16 protein-coding genes, 2 tRNA genes and 11 pseudogenes are annotated in these 19,937 nt (G+C 35.8%); 18 read left to right on the forward strand and 11 right to left on the reverse strand.

The features are described from left to right. Nucleotides 1-24 precede the first annotated feature (24 nt). The gene (locus YN1551_RS05930; RefSeq protein ID WP_015581281.1) at nucleotides 25-357 is read left to right on the forward strand and encodes a hypothetical protein; all 333 of its coding nucleotides are present in this window, start codon (nucleotides 25-27) and stop codon (nucleotides 355-357) included. A gap of 471 nt (nucleotides 358-828) precedes the next feature. Beyond that, nucleotides 829-2,454 carry a cupredoxin domain-containing protein gene (locus tag YN1551_RS05935; protein WP_012717384.1) on the forward strand — a complete coding sequence of 542 codons (1,626 nt, stop codon included), beginning with the start codon at nucleotides 829-831 and terminating at the stop codon, nucleotides 2,452-2,454. A 946-nt stretch (nucleotides 2,455-3,400) separates the two neighbouring features. Here the strand turns inward: YN1551_RS05935 and YN1551_RS16530 are convergent. Beyond that, nucleotides 3,401-3,559: pseudogene (locus YN1551_RS16530) on the reverse strand (IS256 family transposase); the annotation flags it as partial. 15 nt (nucleotides 3,560-3,574) lie between these two features. Next, on the reverse strand, nucleotides 3,575-4,633 hold the full coding sequence (locus YN1551_RS05940) for an ISH3-like element ISSis6 family transposase (RefSeq protein WP_012717385.1): 1,059 nt from the start codon (nucleotides 4,631-4,633) through the stop codon (nucleotides 3,575-3,577). A 157-nt stretch (nucleotides 4,634-4,790) separates the two neighbouring features. Between YN1551_RS05940 and YN1551_RS16535 the strand changes: the two are divergent. From YN1551_RS16535 to YN1551_RS18085, 5 genes and pseudogenes are all read left to right on the forward strand, one after another. Then, nucleotides 4,791-4,919 (forward strand): annotated as a pseudogene (locus YN1551_RS16535) (ISH3 family transposase); the annotation flags it as partial. A gap of 14 nt (nucleotides 4,920-4,933) precedes the next feature. Beyond that, nucleotides 4,934-5,067: pseudogene (locus YN1551_RS18075) on the forward strand (IS701 family transposase); the annotation flags it as partial. A 134-nt stretch (nucleotides 5,068-5,201) separates the two neighbouring features. After that, nucleotides 5,202-7,703: a tetratricopeptide repeat protein gene (locus YN1551_RS05945; RefSeq protein WP_012716310.1), complete on the forward strand. Its 2,502-nt coding sequence runs from the start codon at nucleotides 5,202-5,204 to the stop codon at nucleotides 7,701-7,703. A 123-nt stretch (nucleotides 7,704-7,826) separates the two neighbouring features. Then, nucleotides 7,827-7,973, forward strand: a pseudogene (locus YN1551_RS18080) (IS630 family transposase); the annotation flags it as partial. Between the two features lie 4 nt (nucleotides 7,974-7,977). Next, nucleotides 7,978-8,154 (forward strand): annotated as a pseudogene (locus YN1551_RS18085) (IS630 family transposase); the annotation flags it as partial. A 21-nt stretch (nucleotides 8,155-8,175) separates the two neighbouring features. Here the strand turns inward: YN1551_RS18085 and YN1551_RS17865 are convergent. The 6 genes and pseudogenes from YN1551_RS17865 to YN1551_RS05970 form a co-directional block, all read right to left on the reverse strand. Beyond that, nucleotides 8,176-8,310 (reverse strand): hypothetical protein, encoded by a 135-nt coding sequence (locus YN1551_RS17865; RefSeq protein WP_274379018.1) that lies wholly within the window; start codon nucleotides 8,308-8,310, stop codon nucleotides 8,176-8,178. 42 nt (nucleotides 8,311-8,352) lie between these two features. Continuing rightward, nucleotides 8,353-8,487 (reverse strand): annotated as a pseudogene (locus tag YN1551_RS16540) (IS110 family transposase); the annotation flags it as partial. 72 nt (nucleotides 8,488-8,559) lie between these two features. Then, the gene (locus YN1551_RS05955) at nucleotides 8,560-9,504 is read right to left on the reverse strand and encodes an IS110 family RNA-guided transposase (RefSeq protein ID WP_012717387.1); all 945 of its coding nucleotides are present in this window, start codon (nucleotides 9,502-9,504) and stop codon (nucleotides 8,560-8,562) included. 161 nt (nucleotides 9,505-9,665) lie between these two features. Then, nucleotides 9,666-10,007: pseudogene (locus tag YN1551_RS05960) on the reverse strand (IS110 family transposase); the annotation flags it as partial. Continuing rightward, on the reverse strand, nucleotides 9,991-11,010 hold the full coding sequence (locus YN1551_RS17425) for a tyrosine-type recombinase/integrase (RefSeq protein WP_052292739.1): 1,020 nt from the start codon (nucleotides 11,008-11,010) through the stop codon (nucleotides 9,991-9,993). The gene YN1551_RS17425 and the pseudogene YN1551_RS05960, both read right to left, overlap by 17 nt. A gap of 293 nt (nucleotides 11,011-11,303) precedes the next feature. Next, nucleotides 11,304-11,393 (reverse strand) — tRNA-Glu (locus tag YN1551_RS05970). A gap of 585 nt (nucleotides 11,394-11,978) precedes the next feature. Between YN1551_RS05970 and YN1551_RS17025 the strand changes: the two genes are divergently transcribed. Both YN1551_RS17025 and YN1551_RS05980 read left to right on the forward strand, forming a co-directional pair. After that, nucleotides 11,979-12,146, forward strand: a complete 168-nt coding sequence (locus YN1551_RS17025) for a hypothetical protein (RefSeq protein WP_012713836.1) — start codon at nucleotides 11,979-11,981, stop codon at nucleotides 12,144-12,146. Nucleotide 12,147: 1 nt separating this feature from the next. Then, nucleotides 12,148-12,570, forward strand: coding sequence for a hypothetical protein (locus YN1551_RS05980; protein ID WP_012716241.1), 423 nt, complete (start codon nucleotides 12,148-12,150; stop codon nucleotides 12,568-12,570). 241 nt (nucleotides 12,571-12,811) lie between these two features. Here the strand turns inward: YN1551_RS05980 and YN1551_RS05985 are convergent, their stop codons facing one another. Beyond that, nucleotides 12,812-13,240: a PIN domain-containing protein gene (locus tag YN1551_RS05985; protein WP_048052106.1), complete on the reverse strand. Its 429-nt coding sequence runs from the start codon at nucleotides 13,238-13,240 to the stop codon at nucleotides 12,812-12,814. Continuing rightward, nucleotides 13,230-13,469: an AbrB/MazE/SpoVT family DNA-binding domain-containing protein gene (locus YN1551_RS05990; protein ID WP_012716239.1), complete on the reverse strand. Its 240-nt coding sequence runs from the start codon at nucleotides 13,467-13,469 to the stop codon at nucleotides 13,230-13,232. The genes YN1551_RS05985 and YN1551_RS05990 overlap by 11 nt, the downstream gene beginning before the upstream one ends. Before the next feature lie 160 nt (nucleotides 13,470-13,629). On the opposite strand from YN1551_RS05990, the pseudogene YN1551_RS05995 reads away from it, so the two are divergent. From YN1551_RS05995 to YN1551_RS16550, 9 genes and pseudogenes are all read left to right on the forward strand, one after another. Next, nucleotides 13,630-13,812, forward strand: a pseudogene (locus YN1551_RS05995) (hypothetical protein); the annotation flags it as partial. Nucleotides 13,813-14,200: 388 nt separating this feature from the next. Then, a pseudogene (locus tag YN1551_RS15810) lies at nucleotides 14,201-14,645 on the forward strand (winged helix-turn-helix domain-containing protein); the annotation flags it as partial. A 12-nt stretch (nucleotides 14,646-14,657) separates the two neighbouring features. After that, nucleotides 14,658-14,843, forward strand: a pseudogene (locus YN1551_RS16545) (IS1 family transposase); the annotation flags it as partial. Between the two features lie 160 nt (nucleotides 14,844-15,003). After that, nucleotides 15,004-15,840, forward strand: a complete 837-nt coding sequence (locus YN1551_RS06010) for a hypothetical protein (RefSeq protein WP_012716234.1) — start codon at nucleotides 15,004-15,006, stop codon at nucleotides 15,838-15,840. A 2-nt stretch (nucleotides 15,841-15,842) separates the two neighbouring features. After that, complete coding sequence (locus YN1551_RS06015) at nucleotides 15,843-16,577, forward strand: 7-cyano-7-deazaguanine synthase (RefSeq protein ID WP_012716233.1); 735 nt, start codon at nucleotides 15,843-15,845, stop codon at nucleotides 16,575-16,577. Nucleotides 16,578-16,583: 6 nt separating this feature from the next. Further along, nucleotides 16,584-17,657, forward strand: a complete 1,074-nt coding sequence (locus tag YN1551_RS06020; protein WP_012716232.1) for a hypothetical protein — start codon at nucleotides 16,584-16,586, stop codon at nucleotides 17,655-17,657. A gap of 364 nt (nucleotides 17,658-18,021) precedes the next feature. Beyond that, nucleotides 18,022-18,186 carry a hypothetical protein gene (locus YN1551_RS17030; protein WP_012717777.1) on the forward strand — a complete coding sequence of 55 codons (165 nt, stop codon included), beginning with the start codon at nucleotides 18,022-18,024 and terminating at the stop codon, nucleotides 18,184-18,186. Then, nucleotides 18,176-19,228 carry a hypothetical protein gene (locus YN1551_RS06025; RefSeq protein ID WP_012717388.1) on the forward strand — a complete coding sequence of 351 codons (1,053 nt, stop codon included), beginning with the start codon at nucleotides 18,176-18,178 and terminating at the stop codon, nucleotides 19,226-19,228. The genes YN1551_RS17030 and YN1551_RS06025 overlap by 11 nt, the downstream gene beginning before the upstream one ends. Nucleotides 19,229-19,239: 11 nt before the next feature. Beyond that, nucleotides 19,240-19,383, forward strand: a pseudogene (locus tag YN1551_RS16550) (IS1/IS1595 family N-terminal zinc-binding domain-containing protein); the annotation flags it as partial. 437 nt (nucleotides 19,384-19,820) lie between these two features. Here the strand turns inward: YN1551_RS16550 and YN1551_RS06030 are convergent. Continuing rightward, nucleotides 19,821-19,912, reverse strand: a tRNA-Met gene (locus tag YN1551_RS06030). Nucleotides 19,913-19,937 lie beyond the last annotated feature (25 nt).

Genomic DNA, 19,937 nt, shown 5'->3' on the forward strand with positions numbered 1-19,937 from the left:
TTCACTCTCTCTTCTTATTATTTCATGATAAAACATGCTGAATACACTAGGCATGGAATCACAGAACCCCTAATGTTAATAATGCTCTATAAAAAAGTTGAAGACGGCAAGATAATATCTGCGTTTAGATTTTCCGTATATAAAAACATGATAATAATCGTATACGAAGAGGATAAATTATCTGGAGGAGAAGTTCTAGACTTCGATATATATAACATGACAAATCTGATAAATAAAATTAAAAAGTATTATGATGAAGCAATTGATGATATAGTTATATTTGGAGAGAAACAATATGTGGACGAATTTCTAAATAAATTCCTAAGTGATGAGGAAGAAGAAACAGAGAAAAGATGACGAGCCATTCATGCACTGATTACAATATTAATATGTGTTTTCTATCTTATTTTAGAATCATATTCTACCATCTACGTAACTGATTGTTAAAAATTCCCATAATGGATCAGTAACGTTAATCAATTCTTGTCCAATCCAATTTTGAAACTTTACATTTTCAGAATTCTATGTAATCTTATCATGTTATTTAAGAGCTCCGGCGAAATTGGGTGAATGGGGCGATTCAAGTCTCTTTTGCGAATTGTAATTTATGAATAATATGGATAAAACAAAGTAAACTACTGAGCGTGGATCTCCACCTAGTCAGTGGGGTGGTGTTTGATTAAATTCATTACGATTCTTTAAATAAACTGAATTCGCAAAGGATGCGTGAATGACCCAAATACAAAGTGAATTGTTCCGGGTTTACCAAACTTTGGTAAACCTAATATTTTTTTGTATCTACTAGTAAGTCGCTTTAAGGAGAAAGAAATGAAAACCAGAACGCCTAAAGGAAGACGATATATTGAAACTAAATACCTTCTAGTAATACTGTTAATGGTTGGGCTATTTATATATTATAGTAACTCGACGCAACAAACTTTAAGCCATGCAAATAGTAGTGTTTATAGCAATCGAGAATGGATAGTTTATGTTGGTGGTGGTACCCCCGATATGTCTGTCATGAGTATGGGATTCTTCCCTGAAATAATAACAATCGATGCTGGAGATAACATTACTTTTATAAACAATTCTAGTGAAGTTCACACGGTAACGTTTCTTAGTGGAAATCCACCAATTAATCCATTTTCTCCAGAGGCTAATATGAGAATAGGTGGAAATATATACAATGGATCTGGTATAGTTTCATCTGGCATGTTACTACCTGGTGAAAATTATACTCTAACCTTTACTACACCTGGTGTATATATTTATAGATGTATTTATCATGCAGGAATGATGGGAGTAGTAATAGTAAATCCAAAAGGAACTCCATATCCTATGACACAAGCTCAGTATAATGTAATAGGACAACTTGAAGAATCACAATCAATAGCACAAGGGGAATCATTATTTCAACAAGTAAATTTACCTGCAACTTCAGGTCCTAACGGAACTACAATATGGCATATAGACGCAGGAGTAATGACACCTGCAACCACGTTAGCAAATCTAAATTCAGTTTCAAGTGATAATGTTAGTGGGTTCGCTCAATTATCAATAATATCGCCTGGATTAATGAAAGTTGAAGTGAATTTAATAGGACTTAAACAAGGCGTTAAATATAATGTGCAAATATTTACCGGTGCTGCGGAAGCTGGAGGCAAAATGACTTATACTCTAAATCCAATAATTGGTAACTCTAACGGTACTGGATCCTCGATAACTATGTTAAAGATAGATCCCTTAGATCCTTACATCCCTACTAGCTATGATATACCCGCTGCAGGCTGGTACATAAACATAAGTAACGATAAGGGTACATTAGCTTTAGGTGATATAATAGCGCCTTCTGCAAGTTTAATGAGATTCCTTCCAACTACTTTAACAATTCATGTTGGTGATACTGTAGTGTGGACAGTAGATGCACCAGACGAAGTTCACACTATAACCTTTGTGCCTCAAGGCATGGAAATACCAGAGTTCGGAAGTCCTTTAAGCCTCATTCCAATTGGTGGAAATATATTTAATGGTTCAGGATACTATAATTCTGGTCCTCTAATAGCTGGACAGTCATATAATTTAACGTTTATAACTCCAGGGATATATACTTATGTCTGCCTAATACACGATAATATGGGGATGGCAGGAACAATAATTGTTCTGCCTAAAACCTTTACAAACAATCAAAGTATATCAGTTATACTAAATCGAATGACAAATATGTCTAATCAAATTTTCCAATTAAATTCAAAAATTAATTATATGGATAATAAAATTACTCAGTTTAATTCTACTATTAATGGCTTAGAAAATTCCAATAATCTTATTATGTTAGTTCAACAAGGAATAAATAATAAGATTTCTACATTAAATACAGCAATATTGATTCTTGTAGTATTAGTTATAATATTGATATTAACAAATATTGCTCTGATATTTAGAAAAAGATTATAAAACATTTTAGGTAAATTATTTTTTATTAAGTAAATTTTTTATTAAATAGTATCTTAGTCATTTTACATTGGGTTAGTATTTAGCGGAAAATCACTTAACACTATAATTTCTCATAAATATTATTTAAAAAATTTACTCTATTTTTCAACTAAAAATTAAATATAAATAAACTAAAATTAGATATTTTTGAGGGTATTAGGTTGGGTTATTTAGAAGACTAGTTATGTTATAAGAGTAAGTAAGCAAAATAGCTGCTTAGAAGGATAGTAGGAGCAGAAAAGAAGAGAATAGCAAAGCAGTAAGAGAGTAGAGCTGCTAAGCAGAGAGTAAGCAAAGATAGAGTTTAGGAGCAGAGAAGAGAGTAAGTAGTAAGCAGTGCAGATTAAGCAAAAAGTAGAGTAAGCGGAAGAATAAGAAAAGCTAGTTAGAAAGAAGCGAAGCAAAGATAATAGTAAAGCAAAAGAAGTGTTTGTTAGGTAGACAGAAAGCAAGGCTGCTAGAGTATAAGTTAGTAAAAGCTGCTTAGTAAGAAAGGAAGCAAATTAGTAGAAAAGAAGAGAGTTTGAAGTTAAAGCAGCAGAAAAGAAGAGTATGGCAAAGTGAAAGTTAGAGAGTTTAGAAAAAGAGTTAGAGTAAGCAAAGCTGCAAAGAATAAGCAAAAGCAGAAAGCAAATTAGGGCGGGCCCTGGCCCGGGGGTATAGAAATTTGTTTAAGATTATAAGCAAAAAAAGAGGGGTATAGAAATGAAATACGTGCAATGCCCTGGCAAATATATATATAATAACGTAGCAATAATATACAGTAACATAGTCTTAGTATTATTCTAGCTAGCAATAATATATTTGATTAAGCTATTCCAAACCTTGAGAGGGTTTTTAAGGGTGATTCAGGGCTCCTTTGCAAATTGTAATATATCTCTCGGTTTAGACTTATTCAATGAAGGAATTACTGAATATATTTGATCATATCACGAAGAAATAAGGGTTCTTGTAATATTATTACAATGATGAGATAACAGGTCGAGAGGTTGTAGTTGAGGGCTATGGCCCGGGCGATCTGGAGTATCCTCCAGGGGGAGTGGCACTTCCCGAACCTCCTCCTCTCCCGGTAGACCCAAAATCACCTCCTTGAAAATAAATCTATATTATTAATAAGCGGTTCTATTGATTTAAATAGAAAATCTTTTAGATAGAATAAATCATCAGAAAACAAGAGTATTAGGAGTATCCTGAACTGCTCCCTCCTCACCTCCCCCTTGAACACGGTGTACAGGGAGTAGAAGGCCACGGCCAGCACGAAGATCAACGTGCGGAAAACAAACTTAGTAGAACTAGTAAATGGAAGAAAAGCCTTAATGTTCCTATAAGAGGTCTCTATGGGACCCCTTACCTTATTGTACAAATCCAACACCTCCCCCTTCGGTAGGTCTAGATTAGTAGCCCTAGCAAAATAAACAACACTCTTCTTCTTTCTCCTCACTTTTTCCTTGCTGTACACGAGAAGCCTGAACTTGACCTGCTCATCCCTCCTATGCCTCTTACTATTAGTTGCGTAATCCCCGTCAAACTCCTCATAAACCTTAACATCCCCAACAGGCACAGCAACTATATACTTAAACTGTGAAATGAAGTTGAGCACATCAACAGTATAGAAACCTGCGTCAAGAGTTATCAACCTTATCTTGAACCCCATCGCGACGACTTGCTCCACGAGGGCCTTCACGATCTCTTCCTTAGTCATCCCCTTGACTTGAGTGACGAAGGCCAGTAGGAGCACTTTCCCATTAAACTTTGTCGTCGCAGTTGCGTAGTTCCAAGAGTTTCCCTCCTCCGAACTCCCGAGCCCTCCCACCGGTCTCCCGTACCAGGTCTTGGTTGTCCAGTCTATTGAGACGTCTATCTCCTTGACTCCCTTCAGTACCTTCAAGGATATCTTCCTGGCGCTTTCCAAGAGTTTCTCAATAACTTCCATCCCTTGCTCCTCCACGTAATTCCTCACGGTCTGTGGGGACACGCCATACGCCCTCGACTTGCTTTCCACCGAATCGTTCCATAAACACGCTGAGATGAGGGTTCTCGCCACCTCTTCCCCTTTCTTTCCCTTGAAGTTCAGCATGGAAAGTAATTTATATCCTATTTGTTGAATGTTATTTTGGTGAGGGAGTACCGGTGTTACCATCTCACTTACTCACGTGGTAATACCACATCTCCCTCAGCTTAAACCTTTCTTCAACTGAATTCTTAATACTCATATAAATCCTGTTATCTATCATGAATCGATATTATTCTGTCAGAATTATTTTTCATAATACGATTTTGGGTCTACCGTCAAGGGGGAGGTGGGGAGAGAGGAGTTTAGATTATTATTAATTCTTTTATTTCCTGATTTATTCAATCCAGAGAATTTTACATTTAATATAATTGAAACACTTATTTACACTATAGATTTATTTTTAAGGAGGTGATTTTGGGTCTACCGTTCTGGAGGAGGGAGAGGCTTCAGGGCTACCTCACGATCTTCACGTGACCAACGTCGTCAGGGAGCTGGTGGGGGCGCTGAACCTTAGGAGCGTGGAGGCGTTCCTCAGGTTCGTTGAACGTCATTTAGGCTGACCACCCAGGCTGATGAAAATCTTTAAGTTACGTTAAAGTCCCATAACTGCTGTACTTAACTCTTATTTTAGATAGGGAACAGCACCTATATAAATTTATTAGCTACATTTATAATTAAATATTACTTGATAAAAGTGAGTTATAAAAAGACTATTAAAAAAGGGCTTAGACATGATATTAAAGATCGAGAGATCTTGGATATTATATCTGATGAAATAAATCTCACTATAATAACCATGTTAAGAGCTGAACCAACTTATGTCAGAAAAATCGCTCAGCAATTAGGTATGAAAGAATCTCACGTTTCTGATAGGCTTAGGAAAATGGAGAAAGCCGGACTTGTATCAAGCTCTTGGAAGAGAGTTGGCAACAAAAACGTAAAACTCTATTACCCCATGCTAGATCGCTTAGAGATAAATTTTACCCCAATGGGATTCGTTATCAGAGGTAAAGATATAGAATCGGAGATAATTATACCTCATAAACTATTAGAAAATATGATACCTATAGTAACATCTTTTATAGGAAGAAGAGCTGAATTAGAACTTATACGTTCTTGGAAAGGTCCAATAATTATCTGGGGTATGCCTGGTATTGGAAAAACTACATTAGTAGCAAAATTTATATGGGATAGTGGACTAGAAAACAAAACTTTTTGGTATAATTGCAAAGAAATAGATACTTTTCAATATTTCGTAAATAAACTAGCGACATTTCTTTTTTTAAAAGGATATAGGACCTTACCAGATTATATTATAGCTGGAGTAAAGGATTCTTCAATCCTTATCGATATAGCAGTTGGCGAGATTATTAATAATAATATACTTTTGGTTCTAGATAACTTTGATCTATGTAAAGATGACTCAATTAAATTATTGGTTAATCAATTGATTGAAAAAGGAGAAAGCTTATTTGTGATTTCGCGTAAACAGATTAAAAATCTTTATAAATCATATAGTATACATCTTCAAGGAATGAGTGAAGAGGAAGTTAAGGAATTTTTGGCTATAAAATGTAACAAATCTTTTAATAATGCTTCTACATATGTATCAAAATTGGATGGTAATCCATTAGGTCTTTATTTTTTATGCATTTCTAAAGCAACTGAAAATGAGGGATTGCTTGTAAAATCCTTTAAGGAATGGTTAATAATGGAGCTTAGAAAAATGCTTACTAGTGAGCATATGAAAATCTTAGAACACTTATCTGTTTTTGACTCCCCTATAAATTTAGATTCTTTAAGGCGTTTAACTCGCATTAAAGGTCTTATAAATTATTTAAGAGAATTAGAAAATATGTCATTAATTGAGAGTTATGGTGAAAATTACTGGCTTTCGAATACTCTTAAAGATATAATCTATGACAATTCATCCTCTCAAGAAGAGCTTCATAAAAAAGCCGCTCATTACTATCTAAAACTATTGGATCCTTTTTCTACGTTGAAGGCTGTGTATCATTTTATCAAGGCAGGAGAGGAAGAAGAAGCCTTATCTTTAGTAAAATACTTACCTAGATTAGCTAATGCAGGTTTACTGGAGAAAGTAAATGAATTATTTAAAGATGTGATAGAAGAAGAACTTTCTCCTTATGGAAGAATTAAATCTAAGTATTTTAAAGGATTATATTTGCATCTTTCTGGAAAAATTAATGAATCTCTCAGTATATTTGAGGATATAGAAGGTGTAATCAGATCAGCAAAAGATTGGGAAACTTACGCACAATTATTATATTTTCTTTGTTCATCATATATAGTAATAAATAACTATGATAAGGCTAAACAAGTATGTGAACAAGGTATGAAAATTTATGGAAAGAGAAATTCAATATGGTTTAGCAGAATGGCAACCTTAATGGCTGAAGTTTATGAAGAAATGGGACAATTGGATAACTCGTTAGATCTTCTTCAAAGAGCCCTTGATAGTATAGATGAACTAGATATAGAGAATAGAGCACCTATTCTTCATCAAATGGCTATTGTATTATATAGAAAAGGAGATCTAAAAAAGTCTAGGATACTAGCTGAAAATGCGTTAGAAATTTTTAGAAAAATGCACAATTTATTTGGTTTAGGTCATTGTGAATGGGGAATAGCTAGTATGCTTATTGAGGAAGGTGATCCGATTTTAGCAATGGAATATTACAATAAAGCTATTGAAGATTTAGCTAGATGCATGCGATTTGGCCATTTAATGGTATGCTTATCTGAGAGAAGTGTATTAAATCTTAGATTGGGAAATATAGAAAAAGCTAGGGAAGATATGGAGAAAGTTGAATCATTAATGGGAAAAAAAATCCAAGGACCTTTATTACAAGGCGTAGCATTAAGGGGGATGGGTATTTATGTAGCTGAAGTGGAAAAGAATATAGGAAAAGGTATCTCGTATTTAATGAAGAGTCTTGAATTAATAGATGATTTAGTAATAGATGAAAAGGCTCTTACTCTATGGGCTCTTGGATTACTTGAGTTAAAATCTGGTATGAAGGATCAAGGATTAGCACACCTTAAGGAAGCTGAAAAAATATTAAGAGAAGTTGGTTGGGAAACTAGAGCAATAGAGTTAAAAAAGGCTATAAATGCAGCCATAAATGATGATTTGAATAACTTATATCCTAAAACAGCTAGAAGTTATTTGTAGTTTAATGAAAAATACTAGTAGTACAAATAATTGATCTTTTTATGGTTTATAGTCTTTTTCATAATAGGTGCAAAGGGGACTAGGAAGGTACTATCTCAAACTTAGCGGGGAGACACTGAGAAATTGGCGAAGTTAAGGGAATTAAAAAGGGGGATAAGGAAGCTAACTAGCAAGAAGGCTAAAAGTTTAAACGAGACTAAGGCTAGAGGAATACTATTACACTTGGAGGGGATGAAAACTAGGAAAATAGCTAAAATACTACAAGTACACCAACGAAAAGAAGATAAGCCCACAAGAACTTCAAGGCAAGAAAATATGGGAAGCAAAAACATAGAAGAGAAGTTCAACGTTAAGCCACATAACAGCTTGGAGAATAGCGAGGAAGAGATTGAGAATCCCCTACACAAAACCCTATAAGTTCAACAAGAAGGCCCACTGCTTAGCCTCTAACAAACCTACTGAAACAACAAGTCTAGTACATCACCCACATCAACATCCTTGACATCAACTTGCCTACCTTTAGATACCCTAAAACTCTTCTGAGTGTGGCGTTCAGTAATAAATCTTTCGGTTGAACTTCAAGCATAATATTAACTAAGATTGCCACGTGAATCCTTTCAACCCACGTGGCGATTGGGGGAGTGATCACCTATTTAGGCTCATAAGGCTTATTATTATACCACACGCTCCACACAACCTTAGCCAACTTCCTTGCAAGAGCAGTGTACAACTTCCAACCGTGAAGCTTATTCTTGTGAGACTCGTATAACTTCAACAAGGTAGCTTCCGGTATAAAAGCCTTTCCATGAAAAATCGAGCATAGTCCACACTACTTACGCAAGTGATGAAACCTGCTTTACTCACTAGCATCAAAGGGCTTATTATAATACAGCACAGCCCAAGTAATAACAGCCAATTTCCTTGCACAAGCAGTAATCAACTTCTTACCCTTTAACCTACCCTTATGATCCTCATAAAAACGCTTGATAACAGGATCAACCTTAATGGCAGTCAAAGCTGCAAGATAGAAAGCCCTCCTCAAAACAGCATCACCCCTCTTGGATATACCTCTCGATACAACACTCTTACCACTAGACTCAACAACAAGACCACAATAAGCAACAAACCTCTTCTTATCACTAAAGCGCCTAACATCACCAACCCTAGCCAAAATAATACAACCCAAGGTTTTACCAATACCAGGAATAGTGAAAATCAAACTATCCTTGGGAACAAAATCCTCAAGCTCCTTCTCAATCTCCCTCTTCCTACCCTCAAGCCTCTCAAGCTCCTCCAAAAGAAACCTAACCTCAGCCAAGACAACACTATCCCCACCCCTCAAAACCTCCTCCAAGTTTTTCTTAGACAAACTATCCCTATAGCCTAAAAGTACCAAATCCCTCCTCAACCTATTCTTAACCCTAGCAATACTCCTAGTAACAAAATCCCACTGGCTAGTCAACTCCCTAGCATCACTTGTTACAAACCCACTACCCATACTTACAACTATTTCTGCTAGCTTTTTAGCATCATTCTTATCACTCTTCTTACCCCTAAAACCCTTGAACTTCTTGAGAATAAAGGGATTAATGATCCTAACATCATACTCACTCATCAAGTACTTTGCTAGGTTAACGTGGTAAACTCCAGTACTCTCAATACCCACTTTGCAACCCTTAGGTAAGATCTTCCTTATCTCCTCATAACCTCGCTTATCATTAGTAAACTCGTAGAGTTTACCTTGAAAATACACGATTAATTTATCTTTTGATACATCTATTCCTGCAACTGGGGCCTCCATGTATACTCACCCTTATGTTTTATTCGGGCTTTTTGCCCAACTTCCGGTCCGAATTGGAGGAGGCCAAGCTCCCCGTCGAGCTTTACGCTCAGTGTTCTCAACGGCCTACACCCCAGTCAGATCTGTGTAATACAGATCTGACTAATATGTTTTATATAAGTGTTCTTAGAATAATTCATCTGCGCAAGAAAGTAGAAAAGGCTGCGCAAGTACTTGTTACCCCTCCTTGAGATTCCCTTACTTACCACTGCCTTACCGCTCCTCTCCACTACCGGATCTAGACCGCAATAAGCTACGAAAGTCTCCGGCTTGGGGAAGCGTCCAATATCACCTACAACGCCAATGATTATCCCTGCTGCAAGCTTCCCAACTCCCGGAATCGTCAGTAGGACGTGGTCTTCCGGTACTTGACTCCCTATCATCTCCTTGACCTCTTTTAACTTCTCTTGCGTCTCGAGGATGGCCTTAGCCAGTATTTTTACCTCTTCAAGTACTATTGGTGTTGTAAACAACAGGATGCATAGGAGCGAAGTTATTAGAGAAGCTATTGAAACATACCATGATCGGCGATACTCCATTTTTGATCAAATAGCTGGCAAAGAAGGACCGCAGGTCGTAAAGCCTGAACTCTTTTCCTAAAACCTTTTCCATCCCTTCTTTTATTGAAGATCTTAAGTCCGCTAACTGAAAAGGGAATAGTTTCTGCTTCCACGCTTCCACATCAGCTCCTATTTGACTTACAGCGTGTTCATACGTCTTTATAAACTCTTCTCTATATGGAAAATAAACTTCTTGCAACCACTTCTTAGTTTCTGTATGGATAAAGGAAATATAGGCCCTCTTGGTTTCCGATTCCTTCATTACTTTTATTATTCGGTTTTCTAGGTCTAGTTGGTCCATCTTAAGTGAGTATACCTCTCCTACCCTGAGTTCGCTCTCTGCTAAAAGCAAGAAAAACGCTTTGGCGCCTAGATGGTCTATGTTATTAAATATTTCCCTTAAAGTGTCAAGGGAAAGGGGTTGTGGTTTATACTTATACCTGGATTTAGGCACTTTAAAGGAGTTATAAAGTAGTTGCGCCAACTGGATGTTTTTCTCTTTTATTATAGTCTTTATGAATAGTTTTAGGGAATTCGCGGTATGTCTGGCTATATTGCAGCTATCTTCAGATAACTCTGCTATTAAGTCTCTGAAACTGTCCGGACTTAACTCATATCCCAACTTTGTAAGCGCTATCCCCAAATACCTCATCCTCATATCGATAATACTTTTAGTCTTTTCTTGGAGTGACTTTTCAAACTTCTTCACGTCTTCTTCAGTAACAATGTATGTCGATGATACGTTCTTCAAATAATCTCCTAGATATTGATAAAGGATAGAAACGAAAAAGTTCTGGAACTTCTCATCTTTCATGGCTTTAATAACTACGGATAATGCAGTAGTAGCGTCAACTTCTACAACTTTCAACCCGTAAATAGCGTCTGAAAGTTCATCTTGAGCTAACATTTCTGCAGCTTTTTAACTACCTCCAAAGGAATGTTCTGGTCATTGTTAACGTATCTATATAAAGTACTCCTACCGACATCCAGTATTTTGCAGCTTGAGATATAACCCCAACTTCTCTACTAACTTCTTAATAATTCTCTTCCTTTGTTGCTCGTCCAGTTTATAAACGTCAATTAGCATATATTTCTACCCTACTTATAAGAAAGTGACGCTGTTCCAAAAATAAGGATTGCTGTTCCATTTACGCCTTTATAAAGAGAACGTTACTCTCTTTCAATTTAATTAAAAATCAGTGCCGCGGCCGGGATTTGAACCCGGGTCACGGGCTCGAAAGGCCCGCATTCTTTCGGTGCCTGCGCTTGACCGGGCTAAACCACCGCGGCACGTCCTCATAAAATAAGTAAAGGGTGAAATTTAAAGTTTTTTGGACAAAGGTCTTGAATTTATCTCATGCTATCGCGGGGATTTGAACCCCGGACAACCGGATCTCTAAAAAATTAAATTAATAGTTTCGATTTAATGCCTTTACGTTAAAGAGTTTTTTCATTCCAATACTATAATTTTAGATTAATTATTAGATGAAAGAATCTACATAATATGAGACGTTAGACCCTAAAATACCTCAATTACCTTGCAAACTCTCCTCCTTTTTAGCGTATAAATTCTGAACTTCTTACCATAATATTCTATCTATAAACTGAATATTATTTCCTGTTTGATTTTAGAAAATTTTGCTAAAAAAGATTTTTGTCGCATTCAAGCTTTTACATTAAATAATCGTATAGTATACTAACTTTTTCCAGCTAATATTGCTATTATCGTCTCATAACACTTATTTCCCTAAGTGAAAGCACATTTTAATCTTTTAAATACTAAAAGGACAAGCACGTCTCTAGTTCAAAAATTTGAAACAATAGAGTGCAGCAGATAAAGTTATAGTTCTACAAGTTTATATTTAATTTGAGAGCATGTCTGAGAACATTAAGCTCGTAAGAAAGTATTTGGCGATAGATGAGAATAGAAACATAGTGGCTGAGGGTAATTCGTGGGAGGAAGTCGAGGAAATAATGGAAAAGAAGGGGTATAAAAGGAGTCAGTATGATATTTTAACGGTAGTGAAGCAAGAAAAGAGTTAGTATGGGTAAAGAAATAGAGATCCCTTTTATTAACGCCGAAGGTTACTCAGTACCTTTAATAAAAGTAAGGATGGAGTGCCCTAAGTCTGGGGAAGATGTTTTGATATACGCATTACCAGATAGCGGTAGTAGATTTTCTTTAATAAATAGGAGAACGTTAAACGAGTGTTTTGATAATCTAGAAGATCATTACTTTGATATCATTATATTAACCAATCTAAATTTACATGCAAAAAGGTACAAATTAAAATTTCATTTCGTAGAGCTAAATGAAAATTTTGAAATACCAGTTGCAATAGCCGATTTCGGCGTTTATGAAGGAGTTTTTCCAAGCCTTATTTTAGGTAGGGAAGATTTCTTTTCAAGAACGATGATATGCTTTGACAGGGACATAAGATTAATTATTAAGGCTGATAGTCTTTAACTTAACTATATATAAGAATATTGAAAATTTTCTTAAATGTACAGAGAGCTTTTTACCCCATCTTCTTACGTGAAAATTTTTCGCCCCTCGATTATCCTTAAGTAATTTATTGGAACGGCTACGGTATTTGAACTAGTTTTATCCTCTTTAACTCCAGTGTAGTAATAATCCCGAGATGTTTAAGTAAATACTTCTGTTAAAATATTCGGAATTTATAAAATTTAAGTTTTTTATTATTGTATTATATTTCATCAATAAAACTAATAATATCTCCGAATTCTTTTCTAATTTCGTCCAAGACTTGAACTATTTCCTTCTCTCTTTTAAAGAGAGCCTTATCTTTTAAATAGTCTGCAGTAGCTATTACATAACAGTCTGGCAAAGCTATCCCGTATTTTTTCTTTATTTCCCCTGCTTTTATTACTATTTCGTGGTTAATCTCCGTGACTTTCAGTTTAGCTGATAGCCACTCTACAAATTCCTTTGCGTAATTGTTGGCATTACTTAACCCAGCTGTTATGTAAACCCTATAACTTACGTATAATACTTCACTCAAAGTGATTGGTGTGACATAAAGTGGTGTGTAGCTCTCAATTAGCTTCTTAACCTTTTCATGGTATGTACCAGCCTCATTAATGTACTCTATTAGAACTCCCGTATCAACTATCATTAAATATTTCCTCCTCTTTCCTCCTTTCAGCCTCACCTTCTTCCTTAAGGATCTCTTCCACCATTTTGGGATCAACCCTTACAATTTTAGGTTTTAAGGGACGTAAAACTAACTCCCCACCTTTCATTTCACCTAACAGTATATCGTTTTCTTTTATCCCGAGTTTTTCCCTAACATCTTTTGGTAAGATAATTACACCTTTCTTCCTTAACTTTATTTGATAAACCATATAATATAAGTTAAACTAATGTCTAAAGAGTTTAACCATTAACCGAGAGGAGTATAGCACTACGAATAGTTTAAAGAATTATGAGGATTGTTGCTGAAGTAGATTCTGAAGAAGATATTGATAGGAGTACGTCTAACAATTTCAATTAGATATAGTTGCTATGGTGTATTTGCAAAACAGTGTAGCTTATGACAACAAGGATTTGTACTTGAGGGCTAAGGAGTATCTGGCAAGGGCTGAGGAGGCTATGGATGGGAAGAGTGTAAGCTTTGAGACTAAAATGTGGGTTGACAGTTTAAGGAGTAAGATCGAGACATATAAGAATCGTTTCGGAGAAAGATAAAAGCTTAAACTTATACGATGTTATTAATGTTGTTGTAAAATCCTTACTCTTTTGGTAGTTATTCTTATCGAGAAAACTGTCCGAAATTATTCGCAAATGTAGTTAAGGTGCCGCCGCGGGACTTGAACCCCGGACAACCGGGTGTCTAAAACGTTAAATTGGCCGTTTCAATTTAACGCGATTTGTTAAAGGCATAACAATATACGTTATTTTATTATTGCAATGAATATCTGATTTTCACATCTACTGCGCATAACACGTTAAACCGTTAAACTCCTCAGTTAACGCATTTCAAAGTTCATCTCTATATAAGACAATACTCTCTTATCTTATACTTTGTCAGACCTTAAAGGGCAAGATTTATGTTTCATGAGTAATACTAAATTGTATGCCGAAATCTAGAATGCATGTATAAGTCTCAACAAGAAACAAGAGGAAGAGAGGAGAATTAGCGTATAAAAGACGTGAAGAACGATATGAGAATAAAGGACGTGGTCAAGAAGTATAATGTCTCCGTCTTTACCGTGTGCAAACAGTTAAGAAAAGATGACTGGAGCGCTAAGCCGAGGGAGGGACCCACGAAACTGAAGGAAGAGAAAAAGCTCGTCCAAATCTTAGAAAAGAGTCCAAGAGATTTCGGCTTGAACTACGACTTCTGGACCTTGAAGCTCATAGCCTATATACTTAAGAAGTAATATGGAATGAAATACAACCCAAGGAGTTTAAGCCCAGTCCCCAAGAAGTTGGGCTTCAAGTATAAGAAAGGAAAAAAGGACTTACGTGAGAGACAAGAGGACAGTAAAAGATGGGTGAAGGAACAAGGGGAGAAGCTTTTATAACTTGTCTGGTTGAAAGATCATACGGTTATCTCACCCGTTAATCCTAACGAATCGCTGCACTCTTCATTGAGGGATAGGCTCGTACGTTTTAAGAGGACTACTAAGACAGTAAATAGGAGCATTAGTACCATGATGTACTACATAGTCCTAGTCTTGTGGGAGAGAATGTTAATTCCAGAATTTGTAGGTTAATTACGACACTATCTCCAGACTGTTGTAACTTCGGCAAAAATATATTATATAGAGTAAGATCGGAAAAAACTTAATATAATATACATTTTCTACATATTCCTCTATATTCTAAATACAGTATCTTTATTAAACATATATGAAATAATCTATCCAGGTAAAGATGGAAATAAGTTCTAAAGTTGAATACATAATAGGGAAAAACTTAATACCCAAAATAAAGTTCATTGTTTCTAATATTGAGATAAAAATTGAAAATAGTGAGTTAGAAGATAAACAATTCAAAGATTTTCTAAAATCGTATTATAACTTTTATGATAGTTCCAAGATAGATACCATTTTTATTATTGAAGTTAATTTAAATGATGAAACTTATAGAGGACTTGGCATTGGTTCATACGATACAAAGACTAATATCTCGTCTCTCTATTTCGAGTGGGAATCATTAACTAAATATGAAGTGCAAGCTGCTAGTGGTGGCTCCATAATTTGCTGGGATTATTCTACTTATTCAAAAGCTTATCAAGGTGCGGTTAACATAAGTTCTGTCGCGGGAACATTAGAAGGTTTTCCATTAGAAGCAAATGTTACATATTTAACCCTAAACGACGAGGGTGAGATAGTATTCCAAGGATATCAGAAAGGTATAGTTAAGACTATTAACGGGGTACGAGTTGGTAAAGTTAAATTAGTTGGGTTTATTGATGAAAAATTCCGGTTGAATACTTCGCCGGGTTATGCAGTATATCTGACACAGAAAAATGACAATATAATATCTGGAGTTTATAATCAGATACAAGTAGACTCCATGGGTAGAATGTATTACGAGGCCGCCATTAGAGAATATAAAATATATGGTGGCAGAAAATTACCATTTGATGAGGTTATGATATTTAAATACAAAGATGCTAATTTCAATCAGATAAAGAATAATAAAAGAATAGATTCAATGTCACATATAGCATATTATATGCCGGCAAAAGACCCTTACGGGAAATAATCATGGTTGAGGAAGCTATTATTCAACTTACTGGAGGAATAGATTCCACAGTGTTAGCGTATTATCTTAAAGATAAATATGTGTTGCATGGAACTTTCATATATTACGGCTATCCTCCCCAGATAAGAGAATTAGAGTTAGTCAAAGAATTATCTAAAAAGCTCGATGTCCCTCTAAAGATTATTGATTTTTCCTCTTATATTAAGTCTTTCGATCTCCCTCCAATAGATTCTATACAATATATAATTAAGTATCAGTTTGTGATAGAAATCCTAGCATCTTTTTCAGCTTATCCGAATCTAAATACCATGTTTGTGGGCTGGCTTAAGGATGAGTGGAGTAATAAAATGAGTATCTTAAAAGGTATTGAATCTCTTATGGGTTTTAAGGTTATGGCACCTTTTCACACAATGGTAAAAAGTGAAGTTATTAAGTTGGGTAATGAATTAGGCGTAGATTTTACAAAAACTCATAGTTGCATTGTATCTGGAAAAATGCATTGCGGCATATGTATGCCGTGTAGATCTAGAAGAAGAGCTTTTGAAGAGGCAAAAGTTAAAGATCCCACCATCTACTACTTTAATTTGCCCCTTGCTGAGATAGATAAGTTATCAAGAGAACTAAGCCTGGAAGAGTTAGTAGAGAGGTATTTTAAGCCATTCTTGCAGTATACTGGAGAATATCCTAAAGACTTCGTGGATAACTTAGTCAACATTTTGAAAAAATATAATGGATGAATCTAAATGAAGAATTATTACTTAGCATATAAGTCAATTATCTCATTTTTCATAGGTTTCATGAGTTTTGCGTTCCTAGCTTTAATGAAAATATCAGGCTTAAATGACTTTCAAATAGGGTTAATATTAAGTACTATATCAATATCTCAGTTTATCACATACATTATTCTGGTGTCTTTCTCGATAAAGAGGAATCTCTTGGTCTCAGCGGCATTAGAACTTCTTATACTAATAATCTTAATTATCCAAAGATCCTTCCTTACTTTCACCCTCTCTGCAATTTTTATGGGTATCTCCAACTCTATAAATTCCTCAGTTATAATACTTCAAAAAGGATTTACGAGAAAGGATTATTCAATAATGATGACCTTAACTTACACCCTCAGCTTAGCAGGATTAGGAATATTCTACTTAAGTAGAATAATAGGGATAAAAATTCTCCTCATATTATTTATTCCTCTATTGTTTGCAAACCTAGTATTATCATCAATGCTTAGATATGAAGAGAATAAAGAGAGTTTATCGGAACTCTACTCTTGGTTAAAAAACGTCGGGAAGTTAGTTTTATTCTTTGGCTTCTTTGCAAGTTTAAGAAGAGTTGCAATCACAAGTTATATACCTTTAATTCTGCTTACAGTATTTTATACATATACCCCGCAGGAAATAAGTTTATACCTCATGATAATTCAAGTTCCTCTAATTATTTTCGTTTATATAGCCCATAAAATAAGTGAGAAAGTTTTCATAATATTGTGTATAGCAGAATTAATTCTTTTCTTATCACTTTCTATGTTTTACCGGGAATCGATATTTCTCTTCTTATCCCTAATACTCTTAGCCAACATATCCTCATCCTTAAGGGCACCAGTCGTTGAAGAAACAGTAGTCAAATTGTTAAATTTTAGCACAAAAATTTCTTCATTTTACCACTTGATGGATACTATCTTCTCAGCGTTAGCGTCAATCTTACTTGCATTTATCGTAAAACTGGATTTGTTTTATGGAATTTTTATAATAGCAGGGTTATCTTCACTCTTGCCGTCTTTGTTTGTATACAAGGTTATAGTAGAAAGGAAATAGTAAATAATGTAGTGTTTAATATATCTTGAATTACTTATTGAGTCAGTGTGAGCATAGTGCAGTCATTAAGCTATGTATATTTTGTATAACCAGAATTATTTATGAGCAGAAGGCTTGCAATTAGAGTTCAGCCTTCATCGTGACTAATAGTCACTTTTCGTGACTATTAATCACTTAGCCTCATCACTCCTTCTCCCTCCCCATGCCGTCTACGGGAGCGGTAGTTAAACCACTCCCTTCAAGGACATGGGGAGTTTCATCGTGTGCCTTCCTCCACCTCGCGACTGCTCATAGACTTCATAGTGGCACCCTCCAAATTAATGTTAGCATAAAAGTTTATAAATTTTTCCGCTACTTACAACATATGGAGCAGATAGTTTTCAGAGGTGTCATATCCTCAGCTGGTAGTGATAAGTATGGTGAGAAGAGGTATGCAATATACATCCCTAAGAGCGTGAAAGAGAAGGCTGGGAAAATTGCTGGAAAGGAGGTGATAGTAATTGTCATCCTACCAGATGATGAGGAGTAAATTAATTGGCTCTAAGGAAGCAATTGATAACTTCCAATTCGTGACTATAAATGGTAGGGTTGAGTTTGAAGACGTTGAAAGAATCTCAAGAATTGCTTATTATTACTCAAAGGCTGTGAAGGCTGGGATTGACTTGGCTTTAAAAGGAGTTTCATTAAATGATGCTGTTAAGGAGTTGTATAATATCATCCCTTACGCTTTTTATGCAGAGACTGCTTATAAGCAGGCTTTAGCTCTTGTTAATGGTAATAAGGTTGAGATTAAAAAGAGATGGATCGCTTGTAGGGGTAACAAAAGCGATAATGGTAATAGGGGGATTAAGTTTCACGTTTTGGAAGACCACGTGGAAATTAAAGTTAAAGACCTATGGGGTAAGTGGGTTCACGGGAAGGCGTACTTCGGCAAGGAGTACTTACCATTACTTTCTGAGCTAGAGGAGTTATCTCGAAGGAAGGAGGAGGGTTACGGTGCTGTAGTAAGTTTCAAGCATTACCCCATGATCCACCTCCAAATCCCACTCTGGTTGTACTTAAAGCACTTCTCTTCACCAAAACCTGTGGGTTACGGTTTGGTTGCTGGTTTTGATTTGAACAGTGATAGGTTGAACGTTGTTGTAGTTAATAAGGATGGTAAAGTTATTGCCATTAAGACTTTTTGGTATTCAGATGTTACTAGACCAGGTTTTCCTAAAGGGAAAGCTATGGCTTTGCGTTTGAATGCTCTTTCACAAGCTCTTAATTTCCTATCAAGGGTTGGTGTTGATTACGTTGCTTTTGAGGACTTGTTCCTAGTTAAGAAGAGGAGATTCACTAGGAGTAAGAGCGGTAATAGGAAGGTTTCACGTTTCGCTAAGAGGCAAATGTTAACTCACGGTGTTATTAAAGCACTTAGGTTGGGTTTCGACGTTGTGTTAGTTAATCCTAAGGGTACTACAAATTCTGAGGGTCACGATAGGATAATGAGGGAGAAGGGTTTCGATAGGCATACAGCCTCAGCTTACTTAATAGCATTAAAGGGATTAGAAGTAATTAAAAATAACTAATAGTTACGTAAATGTGTTACAGACAAGACCTAGCACGTCCTTCTTGTAGTAGTCATCATGTTGTCAAGTGTAGTAGGCCTTTGGGTAGGCAGAGGTATTTGTGTAGGGACTGCGGTAGGTATTTCCTCGGTAATGCTTCTTATTATCATCGCTCTAGCTCTAATTCTTTCTCTGTGATTAAATTGAAAGAAGAGGTAATAATAGGGAATTTAGTCCATTCAAATTCATAGACCTCAGGCTTTCGTGAGATATTAATATAACTCTTCTCTGCTTGACTTAACAATACTGATATCTTTCATTTTCATATTGCAGTCCTCTGGAGTCAATAGAAAGAATGGAATTCCTTCCAGACTATAGTTACCTCGTTTATCCTTCTTTGTCTGATAAGCTCTTCTCCAGTGTCCTCTCTAAGATTTTGATCTTCTGATACTCCGTCAGCCCGAAAATGTCTATTATTCCTACCCCTCTTCTAATAAATACGTCAGAGACCTAATTGATATTATGCGTTTCCAGTTTCTTCCTCAGACGTTTCCAATCATACTCCCTCATAAGAACGTAAATCTCTTTCAATTTATGATAAAGATTAGGGAGATGCCGCCGCGGGGATTTGAACCCCGGACAACCGGATTTCCCAGATATTACGCGTATGAGTCCGGCGCTCTAACCAGGCTGAGCTACGGCGGCACTTATAAGATCTTTCGTCATTTAC

Origin of the sequence: Sulfolobus islandicus Y.N.15.51 (genome assembly GCF_000022485.1) — an archaeon.
GTDB lineage: Archaea > Thermoproteota > Thermoprotei_A > Sulfolobales > Sulfolobaceae > Saccharolobus > Saccharolobus islandicus.